We start from the raw sequence: 24,745 nt of genomic DNA, 5'->3' as shown, positions 1-24,745 counted from the left end.
AGGCGGATAGCAACAGGGCGGTGACTGTTGCCGCGCATCCTAGACGGACCATCGGATTAGACATCCCAGACCTCCGCGATATAGGCCCGCGAGGCGAGCTCCTCGACCATGGCACCACTGCCGCCCGGCACCCGCACTCGGAGTGCGCCGTTTGGCCGCGCCATACCCGGTGTACAACCGCTTCGCCACCTATTTGGCACAGCAGAGCTGGCTACCATCTACTCAATGAGCAGCGTTGGCTTCGCGCTCGGGAGCCGCCCAGTGGCGGTGCATCAGCTGCCGACACTGCGCTCGGGCACCGCCCCACCGGGACGCTCGTGAGCCCCTGCCAGGCGCATTCCACTGGCAGCTCGTCGGGGTGGGACGATCCCACCCGGGCGACGCGTCGGCTCCTACGGCGCCGACGACGCCACACACACATCATCTGCGGCTACTTCACCGCCCAGCACGTCCGCTACATAATCCACATAGCGGTGTGCCGACTCTGACTTCCATCGTCCCCGGGGAGCCACTGGGGAGTGTCCGGGGAGTGGATCACGGGATCCGTTCCCTTCAACGCAATCCGAGACCAAGACATACCGACGCTCTCAACCACTTCTCTGGACACAATCGGAGTCAGGGAACTAGGTTTCCAGGCGCGCGTCCCCCCAGGCGCCGTAGCAGTAATTGCTGATATCCGTCGATGAGACGTAAGTGACCTGTATTTTCAGGCGCAGTACGTGTGAGATATCCAGCTTCAGGTCGCGTGTTTCACCGAGAGGCAATGTCGCATCGTTAATCAGTTTCCCGTCTGCGAATGCTTCGAATTTTAGCCGACATCCGGTTGGGGCGTCATCTCGAAGACCGATAGTGGCCTTGAATGTCCGCCAGTCACGCCCTAGATTGTACTCGGCGTCATTCTCTGGGATGTAACTCTTGTCTACGCGAAGAGACGTACTTCGGGCGTAGTTGCGGCCATTGACTTCTGCTGATCCGGTATCCGTGCCGCTTGAAGAACTTAGAGGTTGTAGGTCGCTGAGATACTGCACCCCCATTGTTGGGGTGGCCGACCCGCTTGCAGACTCCGTGGGAGTCGTCGTAAAGGAGGAACTGGTTTGCGGCTCAGGGGAGGAACTGGTTTGCGGCTCAGGGGAGGAACTGGTTTGCGGCGCGCTCGTCGTCTCTGGTGACGACTGAGGGGCTGTCGCTGTCCCTCCGGAACTGCAAGACGTTGCCACGAACATCACCGATGCGGTGGCGGCACAGACTACAGCCAGAGCGGTCCCATGAAGGTGCCGCGGACGAGATCCGCGGCTCTCAATGCTCATCAGGAGGCACCTCCGGTTGACTTAGCGGCCGCGCGGGAATCTCCTCGGAACTGAGAGCTCGCCGGTTACCGAAATCGTTGCGATCTCTAAGGGTGTGAATATCGGCACCTATCCGGAAGAACACCATCGTTAGTTCGAGAGCGATCCGACAAAGGAGGAGCCAGAGAAGCGCCACTATCGGGCCGATGATTAGCACCAGCAAGCCGTCGATCGCCGAGACACTGAACCCTACGATGACGTAGAAGAGCCAAATGATCGCAATGATGATTGCAGCCAGCACATAAACGAACTTGATGACCCGCGGCGTGACGAAGGTGGTAAATCCGAAGTCGAACAACCCCGCGAGGAAGCCCTTTGTCGACGTTGATGGCAGATCAGGGTGCTGCGGTGCGGGGCCGAAGCCTGGCGGTGGGCCGGAAGACGTCCCGGTCGGGCTGGACATGCGCCCCCAGGATTGCGGCCGGTGACCACATGCTGCGCACGCCTGGTCAGTCGGCGTCATCAGGGCGCCGCAACTGGGACAGTGAGCCGTGTCTGGCATGATCCGCACGCTCCTCGCGTCGACGGGCCAGCCGAAGCCGCCGGGAGTGAGTCGCAGGACAGCTTCGGCCTTACCGGTGTCGCTAGTTCCAGCGTGGTTATGGCGGACGCCCTTATGCCAGCTTCACCCCTGCCTGAAGGGTGGGCAACTCGGGGTGCTGGGCGTGCCGTGGTCGTCACGCGTGGCTGCGTAGGTGGAAAGCAGAAACAGATGTCGGTGGATTTCGGCATCACTCTCCCGTGGAACTGGGCCATCCCAACGCTGAGCAACAGACGTTCTCGAAACTCACCTACAAATCCATCACGCACCGCGCGTGTGTGGCGGCCCGAGCCCACTGACTGGGGCCAATCCCTGTTGGCTACGCGACTTTCACCTAGGGCTCCTACGGTGACGGAATCCGCGAATGCCGCCTGACCACCCGTCTCTCAGGCGCCGCGCCCTCCCGCCCGGGACCCGCCTGGCGCGCACGAACTGCCTTGACTGTTCGAGCTCCTCGAGGAGGGCATCGACCAGCTGTGCGCGGCCAGCAACCTGGACAGCGACTTTCGCGGCGCGTCGCTGGGGGAGAAGCCGCGTGACTTCCGCGCTGGCCTCGCGAGCGAGGGGACCACGAGGGTGTCGCCCGCATCGAGGAAGGCGTGGCACGCCTTAAACTCCAGCCGGAGTGCGATCTTGACGGGCTTGCTGTCCGCGAAGACCTTCCAGCGCGCGGTCGGGCATCATGGGACCTTTGGCATCAGAGTGACGGAGACGGGAGAGGAGCCCACGTGTCGGAGGCCAGTCCGCGCGGAACCTACCTGGTCATCGCGGAGGCGCTGCGGGAGAGGTTCGAGAAGGGTGAGTTTGCCGACGGCCTGCCCTCCGAGGCGGACCTTGTGGGCTCCTACGGTGTCGCGCGCAACACGATTCGCCGCGCCCTCAAGGTGCTCGAAGCTGAAGGGGCACTCGAGTCCGCGCCGGGGGTCGGCTGGCGCCCCGCTCGCGGTGGCGATCAGCGAACCCTAGTGGAACGGATGATCGCCGTAATCGAAGACGACTCTCTAGCGGTGGGAGACGCGTACCCGTCGGAGGCGAAGCTCTGCGTGCGGTTCGGGGTCTCCCGCACGGCTGTGCGGCGCAGCCTTGCTCAGATGGAAGGGACGGGCTTGCTCGCAACGGTTCACGGCAAGGGACGCACGGTACGCGCCCTCCCAACGTCGGCCGGCCGGTCGTAGTCTTGGCCGCCATGGGACTGAATGAGTGGGCGCACTCACTATCCGAGTCGTTGCTGTCCGAACCGCTGCCGCAGAGGTGGGCCCACTCCCTCGGGGTCGCCAAGCGGGCTCGGGCCCTTGCCCCCGTCCTCGGCGAGGATGCGGAGCTCCTTGAAGCCGCCGCGGTCCTCCATGACATCGGGTATTCGCCCGCCCTGGCTGTCACAGGCTTTCACCCGCTGGACGGCGCACGATTCCTCCGCAAGCAGGGGGCGAACGAACGGGTCATTCGCCTTGTGGCTCATCATTCCTGCGCTCTCCTCGAAGCTGAGGAACGTGGACTCCGAGAAGAGCTTGAGCGCGAGTTCGAGCTTGAGCGCACCGAGCTCGTGGACGCCCTCGTGTTCTGCGACATGACGACAACGCCGGACGGTATGGAGACCACTCCGTCCGAGCGGCTTGACGAGATCGTGAAGCGGTACGGCCCCGACACGATCGTTGGGCGCTTCATTCAGCGTGCAGCCCCAGAGATCCACGCAGCCGCAGATCGAGTCCAGGGGCGTGTAGCGCTGGTCCGGTCCACCGATCAGCCGATGTAGGGCTCATGCCGTGAGCCGTCCAGGCCGTGCGTGATGCGCAGTCGCATGGACGGATGGATGTCGAGGCCATCCAGGTCCGCTGGATCTATCCAGCGGACCTCTTTCGACTCGCTGCTCGTACGGAGCGAACCACCGATGGGGTGGGCGCGAAAGCAGATCGAGAATTGCTGCCGGACCTCGCCGTCGTCGTACTCGATCACATGATGCGGGTTGGTATAGAGGCCCACAATGCTGTCCACCTCGACGGCGATCCCGGTCTCTTCCGCTACTTCCCGGATGACGGTCTCGGCCACGCTCTCGCCAATGTCGTGACCACCTCCCGGCAGCGCCCACAGATCGTTGTCCGTCTTGTGGATGAGGAGCAGCCGTCCCGAGCCATCGCAGACGATGGCCGTAACCGAAGGAACGACGGAGTTCGCCTTGGGGGCGGTCGGGTCGTTGTGGTGGTCGATTCGGCTCATGTGCGCTGGCCTCCGACGTCGTCGGGGCTGGAGATGGGCCGGGCGTTCTCCCAGACTCGTTCGACGCTCTCAGCGTACGCGTCGAACAACTCTCCCCCTGGCACACGTTGGATGTGCAGGACAGGCGCCATGTACGCGCCGACGCCGTACAAGTGGCCGTTTGCCAGCATCTCGTCATCCGCCCTGTAGATCGAGTTGTACAGCGTCGTGGAGTGGAGGCGGAACTCAACGCCAGGAAGCCCGAACAGCGAGCTGTAGTTGAGCAGGGCGTTGCGAATCTTGCTCGACATGGCGCGGCCAATGCCCTCGTCCACACCGCGCGCCTCGACGGCGGCACAACCTGGATCGCCCAGCATGAATCGAACCGAGACGCCGGCCGCGGACTTCTCCTTCACCACGCGGTGAAACGCAGCGTCCTCGGTGAGCCAGAACCCGGAGTACACGAGCACGTCGAAGTGGTCCTTCGCCTGCGCATACAGCTGCGGCCAAAGGCGGTTCGGCACGACGGACCGATGTGGGTACAGCTGGACAAGTTCTGCTGCTCCGGCCTCAGTCACCTCGGCCGACGTCCGCTCTTCCTGCCACAGGTAAGACACTTCGGATTGCAGTAGCGACGCGGTGGCGTACTGGAATCGTCGGTAAGGCTTGCGGTTCGGCTCGCTGATCCATCGATCGACGGTCTTGGCCGATACACCGAGCCTCTCGGCCACTTGATCAAGCGTCAGGCCGCTCTCAACGATCGCTCCGCGCAGCCTTTCGTTTGCCATGTCGCGCTCTCCCCCAGTGGGACGACTTGGGACGACTTCACCGTAGCGAAGTCGTCTGCCAGTCGTACATGTGCGGGGTCGATCGTCTTAGGCGTTGGCGCCAGTCTTGAAGCGCATCGAGTGAGAGGGGCTCGCAGAGCCGGACGGCCGAAGGGCTTGACGGCGCGAACTCTCCTCCGCATGATGAGGAACAGGTAATACATGTTCCTCATGCAGCCGCGTTGGCATCTCTGGTGCGAACGCGCACTTCTGCCACGCCGTTTAACAACTCCACAGCGTGATCCACCGCAGTACGACGGCCGTGACCGATCCAGCCGAGGCGAGTGGAGAACAGCCGATCGAGACCGGACCCGGTGTCACAACCGGGCCTCACCCCTCCGTGTGGGGGACACGCCATCGGCTCCAAAGAACCGCTACGGCACACCTTGAAACTGCGATGACTTCCGGGATTTCGGAACTCCCCGGAACGAGCAGCGCCGTGCGAGCAGGAGAACCGAACCCGTACCAGCGCTCACGGTGCCCGACATTCGCCCTGCCCTTCCGGCGGGCTGCGGTGTCGGGTTGCCGCGGTCGCTCGTACCTACCGACCGACCCACCCCACGGCGCGCGGCCCCGGTGCTCGAACACCAGGGCCGCTGTTTTGGGCCGTTCCACCATGAAGGAGCACACGACCCATGATGAACATTGTGGCCGGTCACATCGCGGCCAGCACTGCAGAGTTTGTAGAACTGGCCCTGGGCACCCCGGTTGAGCTGTGGCTCGGGGTGGAGGGCGAGAGCGAGTTGGAGCGGGCGGCCCGCATGGACGCGGCCCGCGACATCCTCGCCGACAACCCCGACTTCCCCGACCGCGTGAGCCGGGTCGCCGCCGAGGCGATCGAGGCGTTCGCACCGGAGCTGTTCAACGTCGTCGCGCTGTCGCGGCCCGTCGGCCGCCGTCTGCCGTCCCGGAAGGCGGCAGCAGCATGACGACCACCACGCAGACGACGGATCAGCCGGCGGTTCCGCCGCTGACCCGCCCGGAAATGGGACTCGCCGGGTTAGGTGCGCTCGCCGCGGCCAGTGTCGGCGCGCTGGGCCTGATCTCCTCGTTCGACGCGGTGTCCGCTGCTGCGTTGCGGTGGGGGTTCGGTGAGCCTTGGATGGTGCCGGTCGGCATGGACGTGTCCATCCCGGTGTTCTCGGTGGCGAACCTGCTGTTGATCCGGATGGATATGGCGCTGGCCTGGGTGCGGTTCGTTCCCTGGGTCCTGACCCTGGTGACCTGCGGGCTGAACGTCTCGGCAGGCCACGGCACTTGGGCTAAGGTCGCGCACGGGACGATGCCGTTGCTGTGGGTGGTGTTCTCCGAGATCGGGGCCCACATCTATGCGGTACGGATCGGTGCGGTGACCGGCCGGCGCATGGACAAGATCCGCGCCTCCCGCTGGCTGCTCGCCTTTCCCTCCACATTCGCCCTCTGGCGCCGGATGACGCTGTGGGAGATCACCTCCTACAGCGACGCGCTGGCCCGCGAGCGGGAACGTCAGCTGGCCCGCGCCGAGCTGCGCGAGCGGCACGGCCGCCTGTGGCGGTCGAAGACGCCCCGCCCGGAACGGGTCCTGCTCAAGCTCGGGGAGCTCAATCCTCCGAGTGAAGCAAAGCTGCCCACCGAGAAGCCGGAGCAGGACGGCGGCCCCGAGACCAAGCCGAAGCCGACCGTGAAGCGGCCCCCTCCCCGTACCCCGAGCAAGGCGAAGGGGAAGCGGACCCCGGACGAGATCCTGTCCGAGGCACGGGACGTCACCGCGTCCTGGCCGGACGCGGCGCTGACCGCGGACCGGATCCGGACCGCGGTGCACGTCTCCCAGGCCACCGCCCGCACCCTGCGCGACACCCTCAAGGCCGATCGAGCCGCAGCCCACCAGCTGCACAGCGTCGACAAAGACACCGAGCAGGACGACGACGGTGACGACCCCGGGGCGGTGGCGGCATGAGTAGCCTCTTAACGACCCTTGCCGCCGCTGGTCCGCTCCTGGCCGGTTGGTCCGTCCACACGGTGTGGATGCGCCGCCGCCTGCACACCGCCCGCCGTGACCCGCTCACCGGGCTGCGCACCCGCGACGGCTTCACTCGCCGCGCCACGGTCCTACTCAAGGACCCGCGGGCAGTGGTGGTGCTCGCGGACGTCGACCACTTCAAGCAGATCAACGACCGCTTCGGCCATGCCGCGGGCGATGCACTGCTGAAGGCGACCGCGGACCGCTTGGCCCGCTACGTCGGTCGGCATGGGGTGGCCGGACGGCTCGGGGGTGATGAGTTCGCCGCGGTCGTCATCGACAACCACGGCACCGCCGCCGACCTCCTCGCCGTCCTGCACGGAGTACTCGCCCGCCCCGCCGACGGCCTTGACCCAGCGGCGCACACCACGGTGTCGCTCGGCTGGGTCCGCGCCGCCGACCACCCCGATGAGGACCTGTCCGGACTGCTGCGGCGGGCCGATGAGGCCATGTACGCGGCGAAGCAGGGACAGGCCGGAGTTCGTCGGGCCGGGCTCGGCAGGCTGTTCGCCACCTGGTCCGGACGCCGTGCCGGCCGACGCGGCTCCGGCGCCGATACGGCCCCGGGGGTGGCGGCCTGATGTCCCCGACGTTCGGCAAGTGCTACGACCCGACCGGCGCCCTGCACGGCATACCGACCTTCCCGTGGAAGTACGCCCCCGACGGCTACGCCACCCGCCGCCAGCTCCGCGACCGCGGACTGCGGCCCGGTGGTCAGCCGGTCGCCGCGCAGGTGATGCGCCGCTCCCGCCACCGCAAAGCCGGGGTGTCGATCGCCTACCTCTACCGCATCGACATGGCCAAACCGGTCCGCCCCATGACACCGGGCCGTGCCGCGGCCCTCGCCAAGGCGATGCGAGCACGCCGGACCTGCCCCAAGTGCCTGACGGATGCCGGGTACTGCATCCCGACCTCGCTCGGCATGTGCCCTGCCTGCGCCTATCCAGGGGATCAGCCGGTCCGCTGAGCCGCTACAGCAGGTTGTCCAGCACGCGGGCGATGAGCGACGTCGTTCGGAACTTCACCTGGTGCCAGCCATTGCAGAAGCGTCGCGGCAGCCACCACCTGCGGGGCGCTACAGGCCGCCCGCACCACGGGCAGACCGGCGGCTTACCCCCTAACCCCAACTTCCCACCCATGCCGCGACCTTAGCGGCACCCCACCTGTACAGCGCCCGCCAAGCGGGGTCCGGACGGTAGGCCGTCCAAAGCGCCGTCCGGACCCCTTTCCAACCCCAGTTGTCCGGGAAGGACAGTCAGTGAATCACGACGACGAAAGCGAACTCTTCAACCGACTCGAAGCCGACATGGCCAGCCACCCCGGGTCCGACTCCGGGGCCGATGTGGTCGACCTCGACAAGGCACGGTCGGCCCGCACCGAGTCGGCCGACTCGACCGCCGACCGGTCGGCCGACTCCCACACGCGCGGGTCGGGTGGTGGGTCGGGCGACCCGACCGTGCCGGTGATGGTGGATGGTCCGGCCCCGGTCGGCACGGGCCTCATGGACCGCCTCGCCGGCGCAAAGCGCCGACCGGTCGTGCCGATGTGGCTGAAGTCCGCGACGGAACTCAGGGCCGCCACCGGCTTCGTGGCCGGGCACTACGGCCACAAGGCGGGGTACCACGCGCTGCGTGCCCCGGTCTACGTCGCGCGGCTGGCGCTGCTCTCCCCGCGCGGGGCCGCGAAGTTCATCGGCGGCACGATGCGCTGGGTCGCCGACCGCGAGGGCGAGCCGGTCCGGCTCGCCGCGGTGCGGCGTGAGGATGCGGCCGAGTACCTCAAGCTGTCCCGGCAGCGCGACGGTCGGGTCAGGCTGCGGACTCTGGTTACGGTCCTTGCCTCGCTCTTCGGGCTCGGTGCCGCACTGGCCCTGTATGTGCTGGCCCCGGGCTGGCTCCAGGCCGTCTCGGTCACCGCCCTGCTGCTGGCTCTCGGCTGTGCCGGGCGGCCCGAGGACGCGCCGGTCATCACCCGGGCGGTGGACCTGCCGCAGGTGCAGCGCCTGACCTCGGACATCGTGGCCCGGGCGTTCGCCGCCCTCGGCATCGCGGAGATCAACAAACAGGCGGCCAAGGGCAAGCCCGGCATCGAGTTCAAGGCCCCGATCCAGCGGGACGGCAAGGGCTGGCGCGCCGACCTGGATCTCCCGTACGGGGTGACCGTGTCCGACGTCCTCGACCGGCGCGAACGCCTCGCCTCCGGCTTGCGGAAGTCGTTGGGCTGTGTGTGGCCGGAGCCGGTGCCCGGGGAGCACCCCGGGCGGGTGATGCTGTGGGTCGGGGACCAGGACATGGCCCGCGCCCCTCAGCCCGCCTGGCCGCTGCTCAAGTCCGGTGGTGTCTCACTGTTCAAGCCCGTCCCGTACGGTACGGATCCGCGCGGCCGGCAGGTCGGGTTCGACCTGATGTACGCAAACTTCCTGACCGGCGCCATGCCCGGCCGCGGCAAGACGTTCGCGCTGCGGATCCTGCTCCTCGCCGCGGCGATGGATCCCACCGCTGAGCTGCACACCTGGGAGTTCAAGGGCACCGGCGACTTCTCCTCCTTCCAGCCCATCTCCCACTCCTACGGCTCCGGCCCCGGCGATGACGCCACGGTCGAGGGCTGCGTGGACGCGATGGAGTACGTCTACGGCGAACTCGACCGCCGCGCCCGGGTGATCAACAAGCTGCCCAAGGACATCTGCCCGGAGAACAAGGTCACCCCCGCACTCGCCGCGAAGAAGTCACTGGGCCTGCACCCGCTGGTGATGTCCATCGACGAGTGCCAGGAAGTGTTCACCCACGAGCGGCTCGGCAAGAAGGCCGCCGAACTCGCCACCGCCATCATCAAGCGGGGCCGCGCCCTCGGAGTGATCCTGCTGCTCGGCACCCAGCGCCCCGACGCGGACTCCCTGCCCAAGGCGATCAGCGCGAACGTCGGCATCCGGTTCTGCCTGCAGGTCATGGGCCAGCCCGAGAACGACATGGTGCTGGGGACCTCGATGTACAAGAACGGCATCCGCGCCACCTCGTTCACCGCCGAAGACCTCGGTATCGGCTACCTCGTCGGGGCAGGACCGAACCCGCAGATCGTCCGCTCCTACTACATCGACAACGCCAACGCCGAAGTGATCTGCCAGAAGGCCAAGGCCGCCCGCGCGGCGGCCGGCAACCTGCCCGACCCGGACGCCCCGAAGAAGGAGAGGGTGGCAGACACACTGCTGGTCGACATCCTCGCGGTCATCCCCGCCGATGAGGCCAAGGTGTGGAACGAGACCGTGGTCGAGCGCCTCGCCGAGCTGCGGCCCGAGCGCTACGGCGACTGGGCCCGGATGAGCGGTGAGGACCAGACCGCGCACCTGACCGCAGCCCTCAAGCCTTACGGCATCGCCGCCGGGCAGGTCGGGCGTCGCATCGAAGGAAAGTTCGTCAACAAGCGCGGCATCAAGCGTGACGACATCACCACAGCAGTAGCGGAACGTAACCGAAATCGGGACGCGAGCTGACCGCCCGGGGCCGCTATCGATAGCGCGCGCACCTGCTATCGATAGCAGCCCCGATAGCGGCTCACATGGGCCCTGATCAGGCTTCTAGCGCATAGCGACCCGCCTGCGGAAACCCCTTGAAACCGCCTCTGGAGGCCCTTCATGCCCCCTGCCCTGCTCGCTATCGCCTTCCTGCTCATTCTCACGTTCTGTTACGGCGGGCTGTGTGCGGCCAGTCCGTTCGGTGACTGCCGCAAGTGCCGCGGGATGGGCCACGCCATCACCACCGACCGCAAGGGCAAAGCCAAGCGCGGCAAGGACTGCCGTCGCTGCAAGGCCACCGGCAAGCGGATACGCGTCGGCCGCCACCTCTACAACGTCGCCGCCCGCCTCAACCGCGACGGCACCCGCTAACCCACCCACCGGAAAGGGGCCCGTCGTGGCCGTCACCGTCTCGCTGGTCCTGCTGTTCGGACTGGTCCTGTTCTTCCTGCTCCGCTCCAACACCCTCGGCTGGGGCTCCGCGTTCATCGCCGTCATGTTCGGGTTCTTCCTCGCCTCCACCGGCGCCTCCGGACCCATCAACGAACTCACCCACGCCGTCATCGACGCCATCCCGGACCTGTAGGAGACCCCGCCATGAACGAACAGATCGTCGCCCACCACTGGGTCACGCTCTCGGCCCCCAAGGCAGCCCCGGGCGTCGCCACATCCACCGTGCTGATCCTGGGACGGATCTGGAACGCCAACGGCGCCGAACACAGCACCGGCAACGCCGCGTTGATGATCGTCCTCGCAACGGGCGCCGCGACGGCCGGCGCGTTCGCCGCCGCCGGGCACGGTGGCGGTGACGGAGTGCTCGCTGCAACCGCGTTCGCTACCTCCGGCGGGCTCGCCCTTGCAGGGGTCGCCGGATACGCCGACGGGCTGTCCCTCCCACTCCTGCTCTGGGTGCTCGCTACCGCCGTGACATACGGCATCGCCGCCCGGTACTGGCGCACCGATCACCGCGACGCCGTGGCGTACGAGCGGCAGACCACCGTCCGGCGCGAGGACCACGCCCACATCGAGCGAGTGGAAATGCTGCGCAGCCGCACGCAGATCGAGGTGGCCCACGAATCCGTCGCCTACGCCGACGCCCTCGCCGCCGCGCTCACCGCCCGGGCCGCCCTGCCCGGCTTCGACCCGCAGGCACTCACCCGCGCGGGGCTCCCCGAACTCCCCGCCGCAGACCGGTAGCTGTGCCGAGGGCGGCCCCCTCTCACGCCAATGGTCCGGGGCCGCCCTCGTCCAGCACCTCACATCAGAGAACTGGAGACATCCAGCATGACTCAACCTGTCCCCATCCGGGAGATGCCGCCGCCCGTCGGTGGCATGAGGTTCTACCTGACCACCCACAAACGCCACTGGGTGAAGCTCACCAACAAGCCGCTGTTCCTGAAGTCGGAGCACTTCGCCGTCGCACGGACCCTGCCGGAAGCGCTCGGCCCCTACGCGGTGGACTCCGGTGGCTTCTCCGAACTCCAGCGCCACGGCCGCTGGACCCGGACCCCACGCCAGTACATCGATGATCTGCGGCGCATCTGGGAATGCGTCGGCCCCTACGACTGGGCCGCACCGCAGGACTGGATGTGCGAAGACCTCATCATCCACGGCGGCCAGGCCGGACCCAACCTCTTCGTCGGCACACACCTCAGCGTCACCGAGCACCAGCGCCGCACCGTCGCCAACTTCCTCGAACTGCGTTCCCTCGCCCCGGACCTGCGGATCATTCCGGTACTTCAGGGCCGCACGATCCCGGAGTACGAGCGTTGCCGGGAGCTCTACGAACGCGCCGGGGTGGACCTGCGGGCGGAGCCGACCGTGGGGCTCGGCTCCGTATGCCGTTTGCAGTCCACGAACGAAGGAGCGGCCATCGTCACCGCCATGGCCGCTCACGGCCTGCGGTTACACGGCTTCGGGTTCAAAACCCTCGGCCTGGCCAAGGTCGGCCACCTGCTCGCGTCCGCGGACTCTGCCGCGTGGAGCTCCCACGCCCGCTACCGCCCACCCTTGGCCGGCCACACCCACAAGAACTGTGCGAACTGCATCGACTACGCGATGCGCTGGCGCACCCACGTCATCAACGCCATCCCGCCCTGGCACCAGCCCACCCTTGAAGGGAGCGAAGCCGCATGAGCAGCCACCTGCGCACGGCCCTGGGACTCGCGAGGGCGGGGGTTCCTGTACTGCCCCTGCGGGCGGGGAAGCTTCCGTTCGGTAACTGCGTCACATGCGCCGGCAACGCCTGCGGCGGGCGGCCCAGCATGAAGAACGCCGGGGCCTGCTCCTGCCCGGGCGTCTGTCACGGGTGGGCAGCCGCCACCACCGACACCGACACACTCACCTCTCCAGCCTGGGCCGGGGCCTGGCGCCAGGCTCAGGCGGTCGCCTACCACCCGGCGGGCGCCCGGTTGACCGTGCTGGACTTGGACGACACAGAGGCCGTCTCCTGGGCGCGTCAGACCCTGCCCGCAACCCGAACCGTCCCCACGACCCGCGGGGAGCACTGGATCTACCTGGGTGCGATGCGGTCGGCGAACTCGGTTCGGCCGGGCGTGGACATCAAGTCAGCCATGGCCTACGCCCGTTGGCTCGGGCCCGGCATCGGCACCATGACGCACCTGCCGTCGGCCGTCCGCGCCCTGGTCGAGAGGGAAGAGACCACCCCCGCCCGTGGGGAGGTGGTCTCTTCCGCCCCTGGGCGAGCCGAGTGGGACTCGACGGTGGCCACCGGCTGCCGGCACACCGAGCGGTACGTGCGCACCGGCCTGGAACGAGGTCTGGCCCTGGTGCGATCCCGCACCGAATCGGGCGCAGGGTCGCAGGCGTTCGGGGTGGCTCAGTTCCTGGCTGCGCAGCACGCGCAGTGCCCCGGACCGTGCGGCCTGGACGCTCTGGGACGGCAGATCATCGCCGCAGCCATCTCCGTGGGTGTACCCGCGTCGTACGCGGAACGCGCCGTCACCAACGGCCTCAACACGAGCACGGGGAGGGCCGCATGAGCGGCCGAACCGTCGCCCTCCCGAAGGGCGAGCAGCTCGGGTTGACGGGCCTGCCAGACGCCCCCGAACAGCAGCCCCGTACCGGGCGTGCGGCTGTTGCCCAGAAGTCGTCGGCCGCAGGCCGTCCGCTTCGTCTTGTCCGCCCTGACCAGCAGCCGCCCACGGGCACCGACCAACCCCGTCGTGCGGTCCGGTGGCTGCACATCGTCGCCCCTCCGTCCTACTCCACAACCCCGTCCGCCCGCTCCTGGTGCGCGTGCGGATTCGACCGGAAGGCCACAGGCCGAGCCGGGGTCCTCGCGCTGATCGAAGCCCACACCGACCACCCCGCACAATGCCCGCTGCTCGGCAACACGGAAGGGAGCAAGGCCGCATGACCGCCGATCTGTGGGAGGGCTTCGACGCCCTAGACCCCGAGTCCATCACCGGCCCCATGTGGGACGAGCCGGTACCCCTCAACCACCGCCGCACGCTCCCCGCCTTCCCCGTCCACACCCTGCCGCCGTGGCTGGGGGACATGGTCGCTGCGGTGGCCGAGGAGACACAGACCCCGACCGATCTCGCCGGGTGCCTGGCCCTCGGGGTCATCGCCACGGCGGCTGGCGGCCGTGCCACCGTGTGCGTGCGAGGGCACTGGCGGGAGCCGGTGAACCTCTACACCGCCGTCGCCCTACCGCCCGGCAACCGCAAGTCCGCCGTGTTCGCCCTCATGACCGGCCCGCTGCTCGCGGTCGAGAAGACGCTCGTAGAACTCTCCGGACCGCTGCGGGCCGAGGCCGAAACCACCGCTCGCCTCGCCAAGGCAGCAGCCGACAAGGCCGCTCAGAAAGCGGCAGCGGCTGAACCGGGGCTGCGGGACCAACTCACCGCCGAAGCCGTCCACCTGGCCCAGCAGGCCGAGGAACTAGCAGTGCCGTGCAAGCCTCAACTGGTCGCGGACGACGTCACCCCAGAAAGCCTCGCCACCCTGCTGGCAGAGCAGGGCGGCCGGATCAGCGTCATGTCCGCTGAAGGCGAGATCTTCGACATCATCGCCGGCCGCTACTCCGGCGCCCCGAACATGGGCGTCTTCCTCAAGGGCCACGCCGGGGACATGACCCGCGTCAACCGACAGGGCCGCGACGCCCAGCACATCGAGAACCCCGCCGTCACCATGGCCCTGGCCATTCAGCCCGAGGTCCTGGACTCGATCGGCAGGGTCAAGGGAGCCGACGGGCGCGGCTTGCTCGCACGGTTCCTCTACGCCAAGCCCGTCTCCCTCGTCGGATCCCGCAACCTCACCCCGGACCTCATCACCGAAGAGACCACCGCCACCTACGCCCAGCGCCTCGGTGGCCTGACGATGGCCATCGCGGACTGGACCGACCCCGCCCTGCTCAGCCTCACTCCCGAGGCCGACGCGGTCATGCTGGCCTACCAGAAGGTCACCGAATCCCGTATCGGCAAGGGCGGTTCCCTCGCCCCGATCGTGAAATGGGCGTCCAAGCGGGACGGGGCCGTGGCCCGCATCGCAGCCCTGCTCCACCTGGCCACCCACCCCGACAACGGATGGGAGCTCCCGATCGAAGCCGCCACCATGGCGGCCGCCACCGAGCTGGGCGACTACTTCACCGCCCACGCCCTCGAAGTCTTCGACGACATGGGCGCCGACCCCGCACAGGAAGCAGCCCACCAGCTCCTGACCCACCTCAAGGAACAGCGCCTGTCCGGCTTCACCAAGCGGGACTTGTTCCGAGGACTGGCACGCGGGGACTTCCCCGTCATGACCGACCTCGACCCCGCCTTGGCCCTGCTCGAAGAACACGGATGGGTCCGCCAACAGCCCCTGCCCCCACGCACCGGACGCGGGGGCCGGCCACCCTCGCCCCGCTACGACACCCACCCCAGCATCACCCCGCCGCTCGCCGGCGCGTGACAGAACCCCCAACCCGCTGACAGAACTGACACAACCCCCACTCCAGCCCGCTGACCTGCACAAACACTCTTGATCACCGCTGTGACAAAACCTCCGAAAACTCTGACAGAACCTCCCCACCCGGAAACGGGCGCTCTGACAGAACCCCCCACTCGGAGGTTCTGTCAGAGTTTTTCGAGGTTTTGTCAGAGCACTCAAAACCGGAGAAACAGCAGGTCAACAGGCTTTCGGCGAGGTTCTGTCAGTTCTGTCAGCGATCCCAGCCCCTCAGCACCACCCGCCGCGCCCGAGGAGCCACGGTGACCCACACCCGCCCCGAGCAACCTGACGCGCTCACCACCCTGCGTGCCGGACTCCCTGACCACTACCTGACCCCGGAAGACCTCACCGCCATGTTCCGCCTGCCGAGCGTCGAGACCGTCTACGCCTGGCGCAAGAAGCGCACCGGCCCACCGGCCATGCGCATCGGCAAGCACCTGCGCTACGACCCCGCCGCCGTCCGCGCCTGGGCCGACAGCCTCATCGAGACGGACGTGGCCTAACCAACAGGCCAACACACCAGCAGGGGCACGGCCTGTACGGAGCCGTGCCCCTGCTCCATGTCACCCAGGAGCAGCCACTCATGGCAGGCCACATCCAAGACCGCTGGTACAAGACCGAAACCACCAGCGACGGCAAGACCATCCGGGTCAAGACAGACCGTCACGGCACCGGCACGCGCTACCGCGCCCGCTACGTAGGCCCCGACGGCACCGAGAAGTCCAAGTCCTTCGCCGACCGACAAAAGCGCCTCGCTGATCAGTGGCTCGCGCAGATCGAAGCCGACATGGCTCGGGGCCACTACATCGATCCAGCCTCCAACCGGACCACCTTCCGGCAGTACGCGGAACGCTGGATCGCCGCCCAGACCACGAACGTGGCCTCGCGAGCGACGACGGAGACACAGCTTCGCCTGCACGCCTTCCCGTACCTCGGATCGCGTCCGCTCGCGTCCTTCCGACCGAGCCACATCCGGACGTGGACGCGTCAGTTGGAAGACGCCGGATTGGCATCGTCCTACCGGCGGAGCATCTTCGCGACGGTCTCGGCTGTGCTGACCGCGGCCGTTGACGACACCTTCATTCCTCGGAACCCCTGCCGATCCAGCTCCGTCAACGCACCGAAGCCGAGTGGAGAGCGCGTCGCACCTTGGACCAGGGAGCAGACGTTCGCCGTACGGGAGGCACTTCCCCAGCGGTACCAAGCCATGGTGGATGTCGGTGCGGGATGCGGTCTGCGGCAGGGCGAGATCTTCGGGCTCCCAGTTGATGCGGTGGGCTTCCTTACGGGCTGGCTGCACGTTGGTCTGCAAATCAAGGTGGTGAAGGGCCGGTCGTTCTTCGCCCTGCCAAAGGGAGAGAAGACCCGCGATGTGCCGCTACCTGACCAGGTAGGGCAGGTGCTGGCGCAGCACATCAAGCGATACCCGCCCGTCAGCGTGACCCTCCCCTGGCTGAAGCCTGACGGCCCGCCCCTCACCCGATCTCTTGTCTTCACAGGCCCGCGCGGCAACCACGTCTACCGAAGCAACTTCAACATCAGCCCATGGAAACCCGCCCTAGCTACAGCAGGGCTCATCACGAAGCCGGAGGATAAGAGGCAGCCTCTGCCCTCGGCTCGCGAGCACGGCATGCACGCACTACGGCACTTCTACGCGTCCGTGCTCCTGGACGCGGGAGAGAACATCAAGGCCCTGAGCAACTACCTCGGTCACACGGACCCTGGCTTCACGCTGAGGGTGTACACGCACCTCATGCCGAGCAGTGAAGGCCGTACGCGAAAGGCCATGAACAGGCTCTATGAGGGCGCCAGCAAGAGCGATGACGGTCCAGGTACGGCCCAAGCCGCGTAGAACTCAGGCGCGGTAGCGGGACAGCGTTGCGGCCAGGCTCACGACCTCTGGCGCGGGATCCGGTGTGAGCGACAGCTGACACCGGCATCAATCCGCGGAGTCATCGAATAGCGCGGCTTCCATGGCAAGCAAGTCCCGGTGACCGAGCTGCGGAACAGTCCATTCTCGACTCTGCGCGTGGGCGATGAACGCAGCGTCGAGCGCGACATGGTGATGTTCGACGCGACCACGCCGAATCCTGTAGCAAGGCCCACATTCAGTCTCTACAGTCAGCTCATGGCCATCGAGGACGAGCACCCAAGTCACCCCGACATCGCCGCGATGCTCACCGACCAGACGAGCGCGTGCAAGGCAGCACGCGCCGCCATCGCCGCTGGCGGCGAGGTACAGGTCTCGGACAGGGAGGTGCCTCACTGGATGGTCCACGGTATCGCCGCAACGAGGCTGAGACGGTCGTTGAAGCGCGGTCTGCCGAAGACCCTCGGCCTCGACGAGACCGTTGAAATCCTCGCGCGGCACCGCGGCGAGCAACTACGTACCGGGACCATCCTCGCAGCGGACCGGCTCTCGTTCTTCACCCTGTACTTCGACGCCACCGGGACCGAGCTCTTGGCGTGCAGCGGTGTCAAACGCTCTCCGATGCCCAGTACGAAGGACTCGATCGAGCCCTAAGGTAATCCGCATCCATCTTCTGCCCACCGCAGCCGCCACTACCTGTAGAACCTCAGCTTCGAGGAGCAGGTCTCGGAGGCAGGCAATGCCGAAAAATCTCAACTGCGGCGAGGTATTACGGGGCAAGCCTTTGTGTGGTCAAGCGTGGGGTTGATGTGGCCTGCATTCCCGTCAGCTATTACTACTTCGTGGAGGATTGACTGGTGACCGATCATCAATGCGGGTCGTGCTCCTATGGGAGCAACGATCTCGATGAGCTTCGACAGCACTCGCACCAAACGGGCCACGTCAGCATCCGCGAGAAGGACGGCATTCTTGAGGAGGACGGCATCGAGACTCCTGAGGTCGCCGAGGCTGTGGAAGAGGCCGAGCCAACCGAAGGCAAGTCCGGCAAAGGCAGGGTCGCGGCTGAGGTCGGCCTCGGCCTTCTAGCTGCCGCCACTATTGGGGTTCTCGCCTGGAAGAACAAGGGACTGAAGTCTATGGCTGGCGGACTGCTGGTTGAGCTGGCGGAGTCGGTGGCGAAGAACGAGTACCTGAAGTCGGCCAGCGGCGCAGGGACTACGCTCAATGGCTTTCGCGGACGCTGAGCAGGGCGGCGTCGTTCAGGCGACGTGTCCGTCTGCCTATTGACCAGGCGATACCTGACGGGCCACATCCCGCCACGTGCCGACACAGAGGGGGACCTTCACCATGCCCACGCCCGAGCCGGATGCCGACGATCCGTCAGTAGTGCCCTACGAACCGTGGGTGTACGAAATACTCTCCCACCTCACCTACGACGGCCGCACGCTCGGACCCGCCGACGCCGGCGTGCCGTACCCCGGCGAAGAAGACTGGGGAATCGTCGATGACCTCATCGACGCCGCGACCCGCGCAAAGGTGTCGTCGTTCGATTCTTGGTTCGTCTACCCGTTCCGCAACAAAGGCCGGAGGGCGGTGGTCCGCTACTCCCACGCCGACGGCACAGAAAGTCTGTGGACCAGCGAGGACATCGCTGACCACTGGCCTACCTCCGAGGCGCCTACCTGGGCTGACGTCGTCTCTTACACCTCCACAAGTCTGAAAGGCCTGACCCTGCACCAGGAAGCCCTCAGCCGGGCAACCGCCCGCCGAATGGCTCCCGGCGACGAAGAGGACCATGACCGGTCTGAAGGGGAGCCCTCGACGATGCCCGCGAACGACCAGGACGACGACGAGTCGACGGAGGAGAATGCCGGGCCCTACCTGCCATGGGTCCTCGATGTCCTCGATCAGATCATCCGCGCCGGCCGCACGCTCGGAAGGGAAGCTGCGGACGAGCCATACCCCGGCCAACCCAACTGGGAGTTCGTCGCAGTGGCTTTTGACACCGCGATGAACGTTGGCCTGGATTCAGTTGCCCCTTGGCTTGTCACGCCGATTGACGCCGGCAAGGCGACCCTGCGCTACCTGCACGATGATGAGTCCGAGAGTGTGTGGACCGCCGTAGACATCGCCGACCACTGGCCTGCCTCCGAGGCGCCAACCTGGGGTGAACTGATTACTCATACTTTGTCGAGCGTGGCACAGCTCAAACCGGCCACTGCCGACCGTCGTACCCCTCCGCCGGCACAGAAAGCGCGCGAGGAGCGCATCGAGCAAATGCAGACCAAGCGGCGCGCGGCCGCCCACCTGCGCAGCCGGATACGTCTGGTCCGTATAGCGCGGGGGCTGGTTGTCGGGCCGGCCATTGCCGCGTGCGTCACCTTCATGACCGCGGCCGGCTTCACCGTCTCCACCTGGAAGCGGTTCGACATGGCCCCGTACAACACGGCCGCGCTCCTCTTGCTACTTCTCCTCCTGATCGTCTTCATCACCGGAAGGCGCATGGACACAGGGATGAAGGAAGGCGAAGAAGAACAGTCCGTTGCTGAGTTGCGTCTAGAGCTGGATCTTCTGGAAGAGCGTCGCATCCTCGAAGCGGCCCACTCCGCCCGCTCGTCTTATGAGCGTCAGTATTCGTACCGGGAGACGATCCCTCACGAGATCGACCGGTTACGGCGCGAAACGCGACGATACCGGCGGGTTCACAACTTTTTTCAGTGGAGCCTGTTCGTCGCTTCCGTCACCATGTCGGTGACCGCGGCGGTTTACGACCCGCCGCAGCCCGGTAAGGGAATCCTTATCAGTCTCGGTGCGTTCATTTCCTTCACCACGGCGGTAACCGGATACTTCAAATTCAGGGAACGCGCCTTCAACCTCCAACAGACGGCCGATGCCATCGAGCAGCACGTCACCGCCTACGATCTGGCGATCTCCCCGTACAACCACAGTGAGGCGCAAGCCAACCTAGAGCGGCTAGCCGAAACCGTCGAGTCACTGCGGGTGGAGCAGCGCAAGCGCGAGCAGCAGCTAGAGCAGCCCCATCAGGGGCAGAACGACGTCATCTGAACGGCCGCAGCCGCACCCCGCAGGCCACTCCCCGCCGCCCATGGAATCCAAGTTGGGGCTGATTACACGCTCGTTAATAGCACCCCTAATCTAAGATTCACTTTGAAGAGTTTGATTTATTCTGTCGATTTCCTCCGAGGCGGCCGAGATGCTTACTGGGTGCAATTCACACAACTTGCGAAGCACATCGATACGCTCGCGCGGATTTAGGTCTGCACTCCTGGACGCAAACCACATAAATTGCACTGCCGTGACGGTCTCTTTGGGGTGGCACTCGACCATATGCTCGGCAGTGGAGACCCTTCGATCAAGCTCGATACTCTTATCCGCAAGGATGGATTTATAGCCCTGAAGCGAATGCCATTCTGCTCCGATCGAATGCAGGGCGGCACATGCTTTTTCTCGGGTGTACGGTAGAGCTCCGGAGTCGTCGGTGATGGAAATCAGAGTTTCTTGAGCCCAATCGGTGCGGGATGCATCAACTGTCGCAATTGCCAGAATCGCAGAAACCCTCTCCATCCCTCTAATGTCCGACGACTTCAAGAAGCCCTCCAAAGCTGCGCATACTTCAACCTTAAGGCCCGAGTCGTAGTAAGCCAGCAATTGAGCGCTTCGAATACGCTTCGCATAGGAGAGAGCGGATGAATTCATCTCCACCCGAACGACGTGTGGCTCTATGTCTGCCTTGACTGCACTCGTCATATAGCCAATGATCCGACCTTCCCTGTCAGCACCAGTCGAGTATCCTGCATTACGCGCTAGAACAATTTTAGCTCCTTCGTTCCTGTTCCGTTGTTGCGGGAGAGGGCGAGACTTGGATGTTAGACGGGCATGCAGGCTTGCATAAATAAGGTCGATGGTTAGTAGCTTAGGACCGTTTGGGATGCCGCTCTCCAGAATATGCAGCATCTCCCCGGTGAATGCTGTACATTCCTCCCCCATGGGCGCTAGAGCCGTCTTCGTCTCGGCTGCAGCGGCAAGAATGTAGGTTCCCTCAATCTCCGACTTTGCGGCTAGTTCCGAAGAGTCGCCCATGCTGCCAACCATCGCCCTGCCGCTAAAGCAACAATCCAGAATTACGATCTTTCGCGGAGCCTTGCGAGCCGAAAGCATCCCCAACCGAACGTCATCGAAGCGCACAGCGGTGTGAGGTCTGGGTGCCACAGTAGTTGGCAACGCTAGAGAGAGCCCGCCTTCGCTAAGTGAGGTCAACCCGTGGCCCGCATAGTAGAAAATAAGAGTATCGGTGCATTCGGCTGCCGCGTCATATACGGCGTCCAAAATTTCCTGCGGGTCCTTCGGCTGTTCCAGAACGCGACAGACGTCTGGATTCAATCCGACGGTTAGTGGATTGGTAAAGGCTGCCGCAAGACGTGAAATATTATTTCGCACCGAAGGGAGGTCATCCAGATTCGTGTAGGTGTGAGATCCAGCGATAATGAGGCGCGAATTATTCGGGTCCAACATTGGGCATCTCAATCTCGTCTCGCTGAAGGCCGGATACGAACGCCGTAATTTGGGTGTCACTCATTCCGTCGATTTCGATACTCATGCCGTTAAGTTCGGCGCGTACCCTAATGGGCGGGGTCACTTCGACACTTTGCGACATCGTCTTTCGCCAAGTAAGGTAGGCAAGAATAAGGCTCCCCAGCCCAGTCATTTGGCCAGCGACAGCGAGTATCGTGTCGAAGGAGCCGGACATATTTTCTGGGCTCTTCACGCTGTTCGCCAACTCAATCGTCGATGATTGGGAAGCTTCCGCGTCCTGCGTAAGCCACTCCTGGAGTGACTCGATGAAATCGTGGGGCTCAGCTTCTTTCAGCGTAGCTAGAAACCGAATCGATTTTTCGTCAGTAGGGTGCATAGGAAGAGAATAGGCGAGCCTGAGGGCTTGTGTGGTGAACTTTATGAGACGCAGATCTGCCCGACGAGCCATCCCGCGGGCGCCGCCCTCCTTCCCGCAGCACGTCCGGAAGTCGGGAGGCACCACAGAGCGAGAGCCCCGACAGGCAGGGCGGGGACTCGTGCGTAACAAGACGTAGCCGCGTCCGCCGATCGGCCCCGGGTGCTGACTCTGCCCGGCATGCTCACCTTCGGCAAAGGCGTAGACCGGTCAAGCAGTGAGGCGCTGGCCATCGCACCTGAACCTGTGCGTGCGCTCGACAGATGGCGACTACGACCATCTGCGCCGGTGGCTCCGGGCCCGGAACATCATCCCGCGCATCGCCCCCAAGGGCATCGAGCCCTCTCATCGGCTGGGCCGCCACCGTTGGACCGTGGAGCGGACTGTGGCGTGGCTGGCCGGGTGCCGTCGCCTGCACCGTCGGTACGAACGCAAGGCGGAACACTGCCTCGCCTTCGCCGGAAGCGCCGCCATCTTGATCTGCTATCGCAGGCTTGCGAAGGCCATCAACTCGCGGTGATCCGTAAAGTACGGCCCTATACGACGCTGGCCCCACGCGAGGGACCGCGCCGGGCACACATCATCGAGGAACTCATGACTGACTATCTGTCCGCCGCCATGGCGATGCTCGGCCCGGCCCAGAACCGCCATGCGGACCCGGCTGCCTGGGACCGTCTCCACGCAGAGCTCGGCATACAACTGCCTCCCGATTACAGGATCGTTGTGGACGCGTTCGCCCCCATTCAGATCAACGGGCACCTGTATCTCTCCCACCCCGCGACCGAGCGATGGAACCTGGGCCAACACATCCGGGGCCAGATCCAGGCGTGGTCCGAGGTGCCGTGGGACGACCTAGACCTCGACGCGGATGAGGACCCCCGCCAGCTCTTCGGACTCGACGAGCTGAGCTTTGGCACCCGCAACGGGCTGTGGCCGATCGCGAGCACCGACCGAGGAGAGACCATCTTCCTGCACGCTGCCACCGATACCCCAAGGCTCTTGGTGAACTATGACGAAACCTGGGCGGAGCATCGCATGAGCTTCGCAGAATGGCTCTACCGCTACCTCATCGGCGAAGACATGACCGGACCCAACAGCGCAGCCTTTTACCCCGGCCCCGTGCAGTTGCGGCGCCTGCCGATGTCCGCCGACGAGCGCCCCGAGCCTTGGTACGGCCCAGACCGCGGCGTCTGAGAGACCACCGGTCCGGTCGCAGCGGAGATCACCTCTAAGGGGGCGGTCCGGGCACCACGGGGGACATAGGCAGGTCGAGCCGCCTGCGTATGTCGAGGCGGAAGGCGCCTAAGGGTTGATGCTCGACCAGAACAGGGCGGTCAGCCAGATGATCAGTAGGGCCGAAAAGCCCAAAGGGCCGTTGGGCATCGAGCGCGGCCGAGAGTGAGCCCAGCTGAACCCAGACGGCCCAGAGACGGCCCAGCCACCCAAAGCAGACCCCTCATGTGCGCCAAACGCGCAGGTAGGGGGCCTACTCTTGTCCGTTCGCTGCCAGTTCTCCGGGCTTAGGCATGGTTCCTCCAGTGTTGCAGACACGCCGTGGTACCAACGGCCGTCGCCTGCTCAGGCGGGCAACGCTCGACCGCGACCGATCGGCATCGCCCGTTGTCGGGGGCCTTTGTCGGCCCTCCCACGGCCCACAGACGGCCCGGGCCGCGTGCACGACAGTGACCGATCGCACCAAAGGCGAGTGGTACGCACGGCGTTCCACCGAGACCTAGAATCGAATACGTGTCCGAAAACTTCTCTCGTCTGGATCGCCTGCGCATCGTGCGCGAGTGGCAGGCGTACCAGCTCGGCCGAACCGATCGGACTATCGCCGAGCTGGAAGAACGCGAGGCCGCAGCCGCCCGGGCAGCACGCACCCTGCCGCCACCGGCACCCGACTGGAAACTCTCCCTGCAGCGCGCGGGGGGCACGTCCCATGCCGACGCCGTCCACACGGGCGACTGCGGCATGGGCGGCAAGAGAACAAAACCGATGACCCGCGAGCAGGCCCTGCGCGCGCTCACGGAAGACGGCATCACGGCCTGCCCGTACTGCCGGCCGGACAGAGAGCTTGGAGTGCTGTGAACCCGAGACCGCCAGAACCCGAGGACATGAGCGAAACACCCATCGTCATCCACCGCCCAGCCGGCGCGGGTGGCCGCCGGGTGACGATCCGCACCCAGGTCGCCGGCCTCGCCCGCAGCGACAACGACGTGATCGAGTTCCTGCGCCGCGCCGGCCTCCCCGACGCCGGTGACGCACTAGACGACCCACGATGGGTGCAATGGCAGGGCGGCCGCCCGCACGAATACGGCGAGGCCGCTGTCGATGAGGCTGCCGGCTCGCTCGGCCCGCCGCTTCAGGTGGACCCCACGGCGACGTCCGAGTCGGGACAGGTCGGCTGACACCCGCTTCGGGAGTCCGGTTTCACGCCGCCGCCGTGGCGGTGAATAGGCATGGTTCTTTCGGTCTCACAGACAGAAGAGTGAGGGCCCGTCGCCCTGTGGGCAACGGACCCTCACTCACAAAAACG

28 protein-coding genes and 1 pseudogene are annotated in these 24,745 nt (G+C 65.9%); 23 read left to right on the top strand and 6 right to left on the bottom strand.

The window, feature by feature from the left end; genetic code table 11:
• Nucleotides 1–623 precede the first annotated feature (623 nt).
• Complete coding sequence (locus tag ACFYP5_RS30015; protein WP_389041842.1) at nucleotides 624–1,034, bottom strand: NPCBM/NEW2 domain-containing protein; 411 nt, start codon at nucleotides 1,032–1,034, stop codon at nucleotides 624–626.
• Between the two features lie 262 nt (nucleotides 1,035–1,296).
• Nucleotides 1,297–1,749 (bottom strand): DUF4282 domain-containing protein, encoded by a 453-nt coding sequence (locus ACFYP5_RS30010; RefSeq protein WP_389041840.1) that lies wholly within the window; start codon nucleotides 1,747–1,749, stop codon nucleotides 1,297–1,299.
• Nucleotides 1,750–2,615: 866 nt separating this feature from the next.
• Between ACFYP5_RS30010 and ACFYP5_RS30005 the strand changes: the two genes are divergently transcribed.
• Both ACFYP5_RS30005 and ACFYP5_RS30000 read left to right on the top strand, forming a co-directional pair.
• Nucleotides 2,616–3,062: a GntR family transcriptional regulator gene (locus ACFYP5_RS30005; protein WP_389041838.1), complete on the top strand. Its 447-nt coding sequence runs from the start codon at nucleotides 2,616–2,618 to the stop codon at nucleotides 3,060–3,062.
• A gap of 11 nt (nucleotides 3,063–3,073) precedes the next feature.
• On the top strand, nucleotides 3,074–3,640 hold the full coding sequence (locus tag ACFYP5_RS30000) for an HD domain-containing protein (RefSeq protein WP_389041836.1): 567 nt from the start codon (nucleotides 3,074–3,076) through the stop codon (nucleotides 3,638–3,640).
• On the opposite strand, the gene ACFYP5_RS29995 is transcribed toward ACFYP5_RS30000, so the two are convergent.
• Together ACFYP5_RS29995 and ACFYP5_RS29990 are read right to left on the bottom strand one after the other, a co-directional pair.
• On the bottom strand, nucleotides 3,628–4,101 hold the full coding sequence (locus ACFYP5_RS29995) for an NUDIX hydrolase (protein WP_389041834.1): 474 nt from the start codon (nucleotides 4,099–4,101) through the stop codon (nucleotides 3,628–3,630). The two genes, ACFYP5_RS30000 and ACFYP5_RS29995, sit on opposite strands and share 13 nt — an antisense overlap.
• Nucleotides 4,098–4,868 carry a helix-turn-helix domain-containing protein gene (locus ACFYP5_RS29990; protein ID WP_389041832.1) on the bottom strand — a complete coding sequence of 257 codons (771 nt, stop codon included), beginning with the start codon at nucleotides 4,866–4,868 and terminating at the stop codon, nucleotides 4,098–4,100. The genes ACFYP5_RS29995 and ACFYP5_RS29990 overlap by 4 nt, the downstream gene beginning before the upstream one ends.
• Before the next feature lie 674 nt (nucleotides 4,869–5,542).
• Between ACFYP5_RS29990 and ACFYP5_RS29985 the strand changes: the two genes are divergently transcribed.
• The 17 genes from ACFYP5_RS29985 (at nucleotide 5,543) to ACFYP5_RS29905 (ending at nucleotide 20,306) form a co-directional block, all read left to right on the top strand.
• Complete coding sequence (locus tag ACFYP5_RS29985) at nucleotides 5,543–5,836, top strand: hypothetical protein (protein WP_389041830.1); 294 nt, start codon at nucleotides 5,543–5,545, stop codon at nucleotides 5,834–5,836.
• Nucleotides 5,833–6,843 carry a DUF2637 domain-containing protein gene (locus tag ACFYP5_RS29980; protein WP_389041829.1) on the top strand — a complete coding sequence of 337 codons (1,011 nt, stop codon included), beginning with the start codon at nucleotides 5,833–5,835 and terminating at the stop codon, nucleotides 6,841–6,843. Before ACFYP5_RS29985 ends, ACFYP5_RS29980 begins: the two co-directional genes overlap by 4 nt.
• The gene (locus ACFYP5_RS29975; RefSeq protein WP_389041827.1) at nucleotides 6,840–7,487 is read left to right on the top strand and encodes a GGDEF domain-containing protein; all 648 of its coding nucleotides are present in this window, start codon (nucleotides 6,840–6,842) and stop codon (nucleotides 7,485–7,487) included. Before ACFYP5_RS29980 ends, ACFYP5_RS29975 begins: the two co-directional genes overlap by 4 nt.
• Nucleotides 7,487–7,873: an RRQRL motif-containing zinc-binding protein gene (locus ACFYP5_RS29970; RefSeq protein ID WP_389041825.1), complete on the top strand. Its 387-nt coding sequence runs from the start codon at nucleotides 7,487–7,489 to the stop codon at nucleotides 7,871–7,873. Before ACFYP5_RS29975 ends, ACFYP5_RS29970 begins: the two co-directional genes overlap by 1 nt.
• Nucleotides 7,874–8,164: 291 nt before the next feature.
• Nucleotides 8,165–10,393: a cell division protein FtsK gene (locus ACFYP5_RS29965; protein ID WP_389041823.1), complete on the top strand. Its 2,229-nt coding sequence runs from the start codon at nucleotides 8,165–8,167 to the stop codon at nucleotides 10,391–10,393.
• Between the two features lie 141 nt (nucleotides 10,394–10,534).
• Nucleotides 10,535–10,786: a hypothetical protein gene (locus tag ACFYP5_RS29960; RefSeq protein ID WP_389041821.1), complete on the top strand. Its 252-nt coding sequence runs from the start codon at nucleotides 10,535–10,537 to the stop codon at nucleotides 10,784–10,786.
• 25 nt (nucleotides 10,787–10,811) lie between these two features.
• Nucleotides 10,812–11,000, top strand: coding sequence for a hypothetical protein (locus ACFYP5_RS29955; RefSeq protein ID WP_389041819.1), 189 nt, complete (start codon nucleotides 10,812–10,814; stop codon nucleotides 10,998–11,000).
• An 11-nt stretch (nucleotides 11,001–11,011) separates the two neighbouring features.
• A complete protein-coding gene (locus tag ACFYP5_RS29950) occupies nucleotides 11,012–11,611 on the top strand; it encodes a hypothetical protein (RefSeq protein ID WP_389041817.1) in 600 nt (199 codons plus the stop codon).
• An 87-nt stretch (nucleotides 11,612–11,698) separates the two neighbouring features.
• Nucleotides 11,699–12,550: a hypothetical protein gene (locus ACFYP5_RS29945; RefSeq protein WP_389041815.1), complete on the top strand. Its 852-nt coding sequence runs from the start codon at nucleotides 11,699–11,701 to the stop codon at nucleotides 12,548–12,550.
• The gene (locus ACFYP5_RS29940; RefSeq protein ID WP_389041813.1) at nucleotides 12,547–13,416 is read left to right on the top strand and encodes a bifunctional DNA primase/polymerase; all 870 of its coding nucleotides are present in this window, start codon (nucleotides 12,547–12,549) and stop codon (nucleotides 13,414–13,416) included. Before ACFYP5_RS29945 ends, ACFYP5_RS29940 begins: the two co-directional genes overlap by 4 nt.
• Entirely contained in the window at nucleotides 13,413–13,793 is a 381-nt protein-coding gene (locus ACFYP5_RS29935) for a hypothetical protein (RefSeq protein ID WP_389041811.1), read from the top strand. Before ACFYP5_RS29940 ends, ACFYP5_RS29935 begins: the two co-directional genes overlap by 4 nt.
• Nucleotides 13,790–15,331: a YfjI family protein gene (locus ACFYP5_RS29930; RefSeq protein WP_389041809.1), complete on the top strand. Its 1,542-nt coding sequence runs from the start codon at nucleotides 13,790–13,792 to the stop codon at nucleotides 15,329–15,331. Before ACFYP5_RS29935 ends, ACFYP5_RS29930 begins: the two co-directional genes overlap by 4 nt.
• A 299-nt stretch (nucleotides 15,332–15,630) precedes the next feature.
• A complete protein-coding gene (locus ACFYP5_RS29925) occupies nucleotides 15,631–15,873 on the top strand; it encodes a helix-turn-helix domain-containing protein (RefSeq protein WP_389041807.1) in 243 nt (80 codons plus the stop codon).
• Between the two features lie 80 nt (nucleotides 15,874–15,953).
• Nucleotides 15,954–17,222 (top strand): tyrosine-type recombinase/integrase, encoded by a 1,269-nt coding sequence (locus ACFYP5_RS29920; RefSeq protein ID WP_389041805.1) that lies wholly within the window; start codon nucleotides 15,954–15,956, stop codon nucleotides 17,220–17,222.
• A gap of 177 nt (nucleotides 17,223–17,399) precedes the next feature.
• Nucleotides 17,400–17,894, top strand: coding sequence for a hypothetical protein (locus ACFYP5_RS29915; protein ID WP_389041803.1), 495 nt, complete (start codon nucleotides 17,400–17,402; stop codon nucleotides 17,892–17,894).
• 203 nt (nucleotides 17,895–18,097) lie between these two features.
• Entirely contained in the window at nucleotides 18,098–18,484 is a 387-nt protein-coding gene (locus tag ACFYP5_RS29910; protein ID WP_389041801.1) for a hypothetical protein, read from the top strand.
• Nucleotides 18,485–18,587: 103 nt separating this feature from the next.
• Nucleotides 18,588–20,306 carry a DUF4231 domain-containing protein gene (locus ACFYP5_RS29905; RefSeq protein ID WP_389041799.1) on the top strand — a complete coding sequence of 573 codons (1,719 nt, stop codon included), beginning with the start codon at nucleotides 18,588–18,590 and terminating at the stop codon, nucleotides 20,304–20,306.
• Between the two features lie 90 nt (nucleotides 20,307–20,396).
• Here the strand turns inward: ACFYP5_RS29905 and ACFYP5_RS29900 are convergent, their stop codons facing one another.
• Together ACFYP5_RS29900 and ACFYP5_RS29895 are read right to left on the bottom strand one after the other, a co-directional pair.
• On the bottom strand, nucleotides 20,397–21,773 hold the full coding sequence (locus tag ACFYP5_RS29900; RefSeq protein ID WP_389041797.1) for a caspase domain-containing protein: 1,377 nt from the start codon (nucleotides 21,771–21,773) through the stop codon (nucleotides 20,397–20,399).
• Nucleotides 21,757–22,170: a hypothetical protein gene (locus tag ACFYP5_RS29895; protein ID WP_389041795.1), complete on the bottom strand. Its 414-nt coding sequence runs from the start codon at nucleotides 22,168–22,170 to the stop codon at nucleotides 21,757–21,759. Before ACFYP5_RS29895 ends, ACFYP5_RS29900 begins: the two co-directional genes overlap by 17 nt.
• A gap of 307 nt (nucleotides 22,171–22,477) precedes the next feature.
• Here ACFYP5_RS29895 and ACFYP5_RS29890 point away from each other — a divergent pair.
• The 4 genes and pseudogenes from ACFYP5_RS29890 to ACFYP5_RS29875 all read left to right on the top strand — a co-directional run.
• Nucleotides 22,478–22,729 (top strand): annotated as a pseudogene (locus tag ACFYP5_RS29890) (IS5/IS1182 family transposase); the annotation flags it as partial.
• 74 nt (nucleotides 22,730–22,803) lie between these two features.
• Nucleotides 22,804–23,403, top strand: coding sequence for an SMI1/KNR4 family protein (locus ACFYP5_RS29885; protein ID WP_389041793.1), 600 nt, complete (start codon nucleotides 22,804–22,806; stop codon nucleotides 23,401–23,403).
• A gap of 552 nt (nucleotides 23,404–23,955) precedes the next feature.
• Nucleotides 23,956–24,297: a DUF6233 domain-containing protein gene (locus ACFYP5_RS29880; protein ID WP_376266752.1), complete on the top strand. Its 342-nt coding sequence runs from the start codon at nucleotides 23,956–23,958 to the stop codon at nucleotides 24,295–24,297.
• Nucleotides 24,298–24,323: 26 nt separating this feature from the next.
• On the top strand, nucleotides 24,324–24,617 hold the full coding sequence (locus ACFYP5_RS29875) for a hypothetical protein (RefSeq protein WP_389041791.1): 294 nt from the start codon (nucleotides 24,324–24,326) through the stop codon (nucleotides 24,615–24,617).
• Nucleotides 24,618–24,745: the final 128 nt, after the last annotated feature.

The organism is Streptomyces sp. NPDC005262, from assembly GCF_042872425.1.
In the GTDB taxonomy this organism is placed as follows: Bacteria; Actinomycetota; Actinomycetes; order Streptomycetales; family Streptomycetaceae; genus Streptomyces.
This window is presented reverse-complemented; position numbering and strand designations above follow the sequence as displayed.

Coding starts and splice junctions, on each gene's coding strand:
- ACFYP5_RS30015 (WP_389041842.1), bottom strand. CDS start 1,034: ATGGGGGTGCAGTATCTCAGCGACCTACAACCTCTAAGTTCTTCAAGC.
- ACFYP5_RS30010 (WP_389041840.1), bottom strand. CDS start 1,749: ATGTCCAGCCCGACCGGGACGTCTTCCGGCCCACCGCCAGGCTTCGGC.
- ACFYP5_RS30000 (WP_389041836.1), top strand. CDS start 3,074: ATGGGACTGAATGAGTGGGCGCACTCACTATCCGAGTCGTTGCTGTCC.
- ACFYP5_RS29995 (WP_389041834.1), bottom strand. CDS start 4,101: ATGAGCCGAATCGACCACCACAACGACCCGACCGCCCCCAAGGCGAAC.
- ACFYP5_RS29990 (WP_389041832.1), bottom strand. CDS start 4,868: ATGGCAAACGAAAGGCTGCGCGGAGCGATCGTTGAGAGCGGCCTGACG.
- ACFYP5_RS29985 (WP_389041830.1), top strand. CDS start 5,543: ATGATGAACATTGTGGCCGGTCACATCGCGGCCAGCACTGCAGAGTTT.
- ACFYP5_RS29980 (WP_389041829.1), top strand. CDS start 5,833: ATGACGACCACCACGCAGACGACGGATCAGCCGGCGGTTCCGCCGCTG.
- ACFYP5_RS29975 (WP_389041827.1), top strand. CDS start 6,840: ATGAGTAGCCTCTTAACGACCCTTGCCGCCGCTGGTCCGCTCCTGGCC.
- ACFYP5_RS29970 (WP_389041825.1), top strand. CDS start 7,487: ATGTCCCCGACGTTCGGCAAGTGCTACGACCCGACCGGCGCCCTGCAC.
- ACFYP5_RS29960 (WP_389041821.1), top strand. CDS start 10,535: ATGCCCCCTGCCCTGCTCGCTATCGCCTTCCTGCTCATTCTCACGTTC.
- ACFYP5_RS29950 (WP_389041817.1), top strand. CDS start 11,012: ATGAACGAACAGATCGTCGCCCACCACTGGGTCACGCTCTCGGCCCCC.
- ACFYP5_RS29945 (WP_389041815.1), top strand. CDS start 11,699: ATGACTCAACCTGTCCCCATCCGGGAGATGCCGCCGCCCGTCGGTGGC.
- ACFYP5_RS29940 (WP_389041813.1), top strand. CDS start 12,547: ATGAGCAGCCACCTGCGCACGGCCCTGGGACTCGCGAGGGCGGGGGTT.
- ACFYP5_RS29935 (WP_389041811.1), top strand. CDS start 13,413: ATGAGCGGCCGAACCGTCGCCCTCCCGAAGGGCGAGCAGCTCGGGTTG.
- ACFYP5_RS29930 (WP_389041809.1), top strand. CDS start 13,790: ATGACCGCCGATCTGTGGGAGGGCTTCGACGCCCTAGACCCCGAGTCC.
- ACFYP5_RS29920 (WP_389041805.1), top strand. CDS start 15,954: ATGGCAGGCCACATCCAAGACCGCTGGTACAAGACCGAAACCACCAGC.
- ACFYP5_RS29905 (WP_389041799.1), top strand. CDS start 18,588: ATGCCCACGCCCGAGCCGGATGCCGACGATCCGTCAGTAGTGCCCTAC.
- ACFYP5_RS29900 (WP_389041797.1), bottom strand. CDS start 21,773: ATGTTGGACCCGAATAATTCGCGCCTCATTATCGCTGGATCTCACACC.
- ACFYP5_RS29895 (WP_389041795.1), bottom strand. CDS start 22,170: ATGCACCCTACTGACGAAAAATCGATTCGGTTTCTAGCTACGCTGAAA.
- ACFYP5_RS29885 (WP_389041793.1), top strand. CDS start 22,804: ATGACTGACTATCTGTCCGCCGCCATGGCGATGCTCGGCCCGGCCCAG.
- ACFYP5_RS29875 (WP_389041791.1), top strand. CDS start 24,324: ATGAGCGAAACACCCATCGTCATCCACCGCCCAGCCGGCGCGGGTGGC.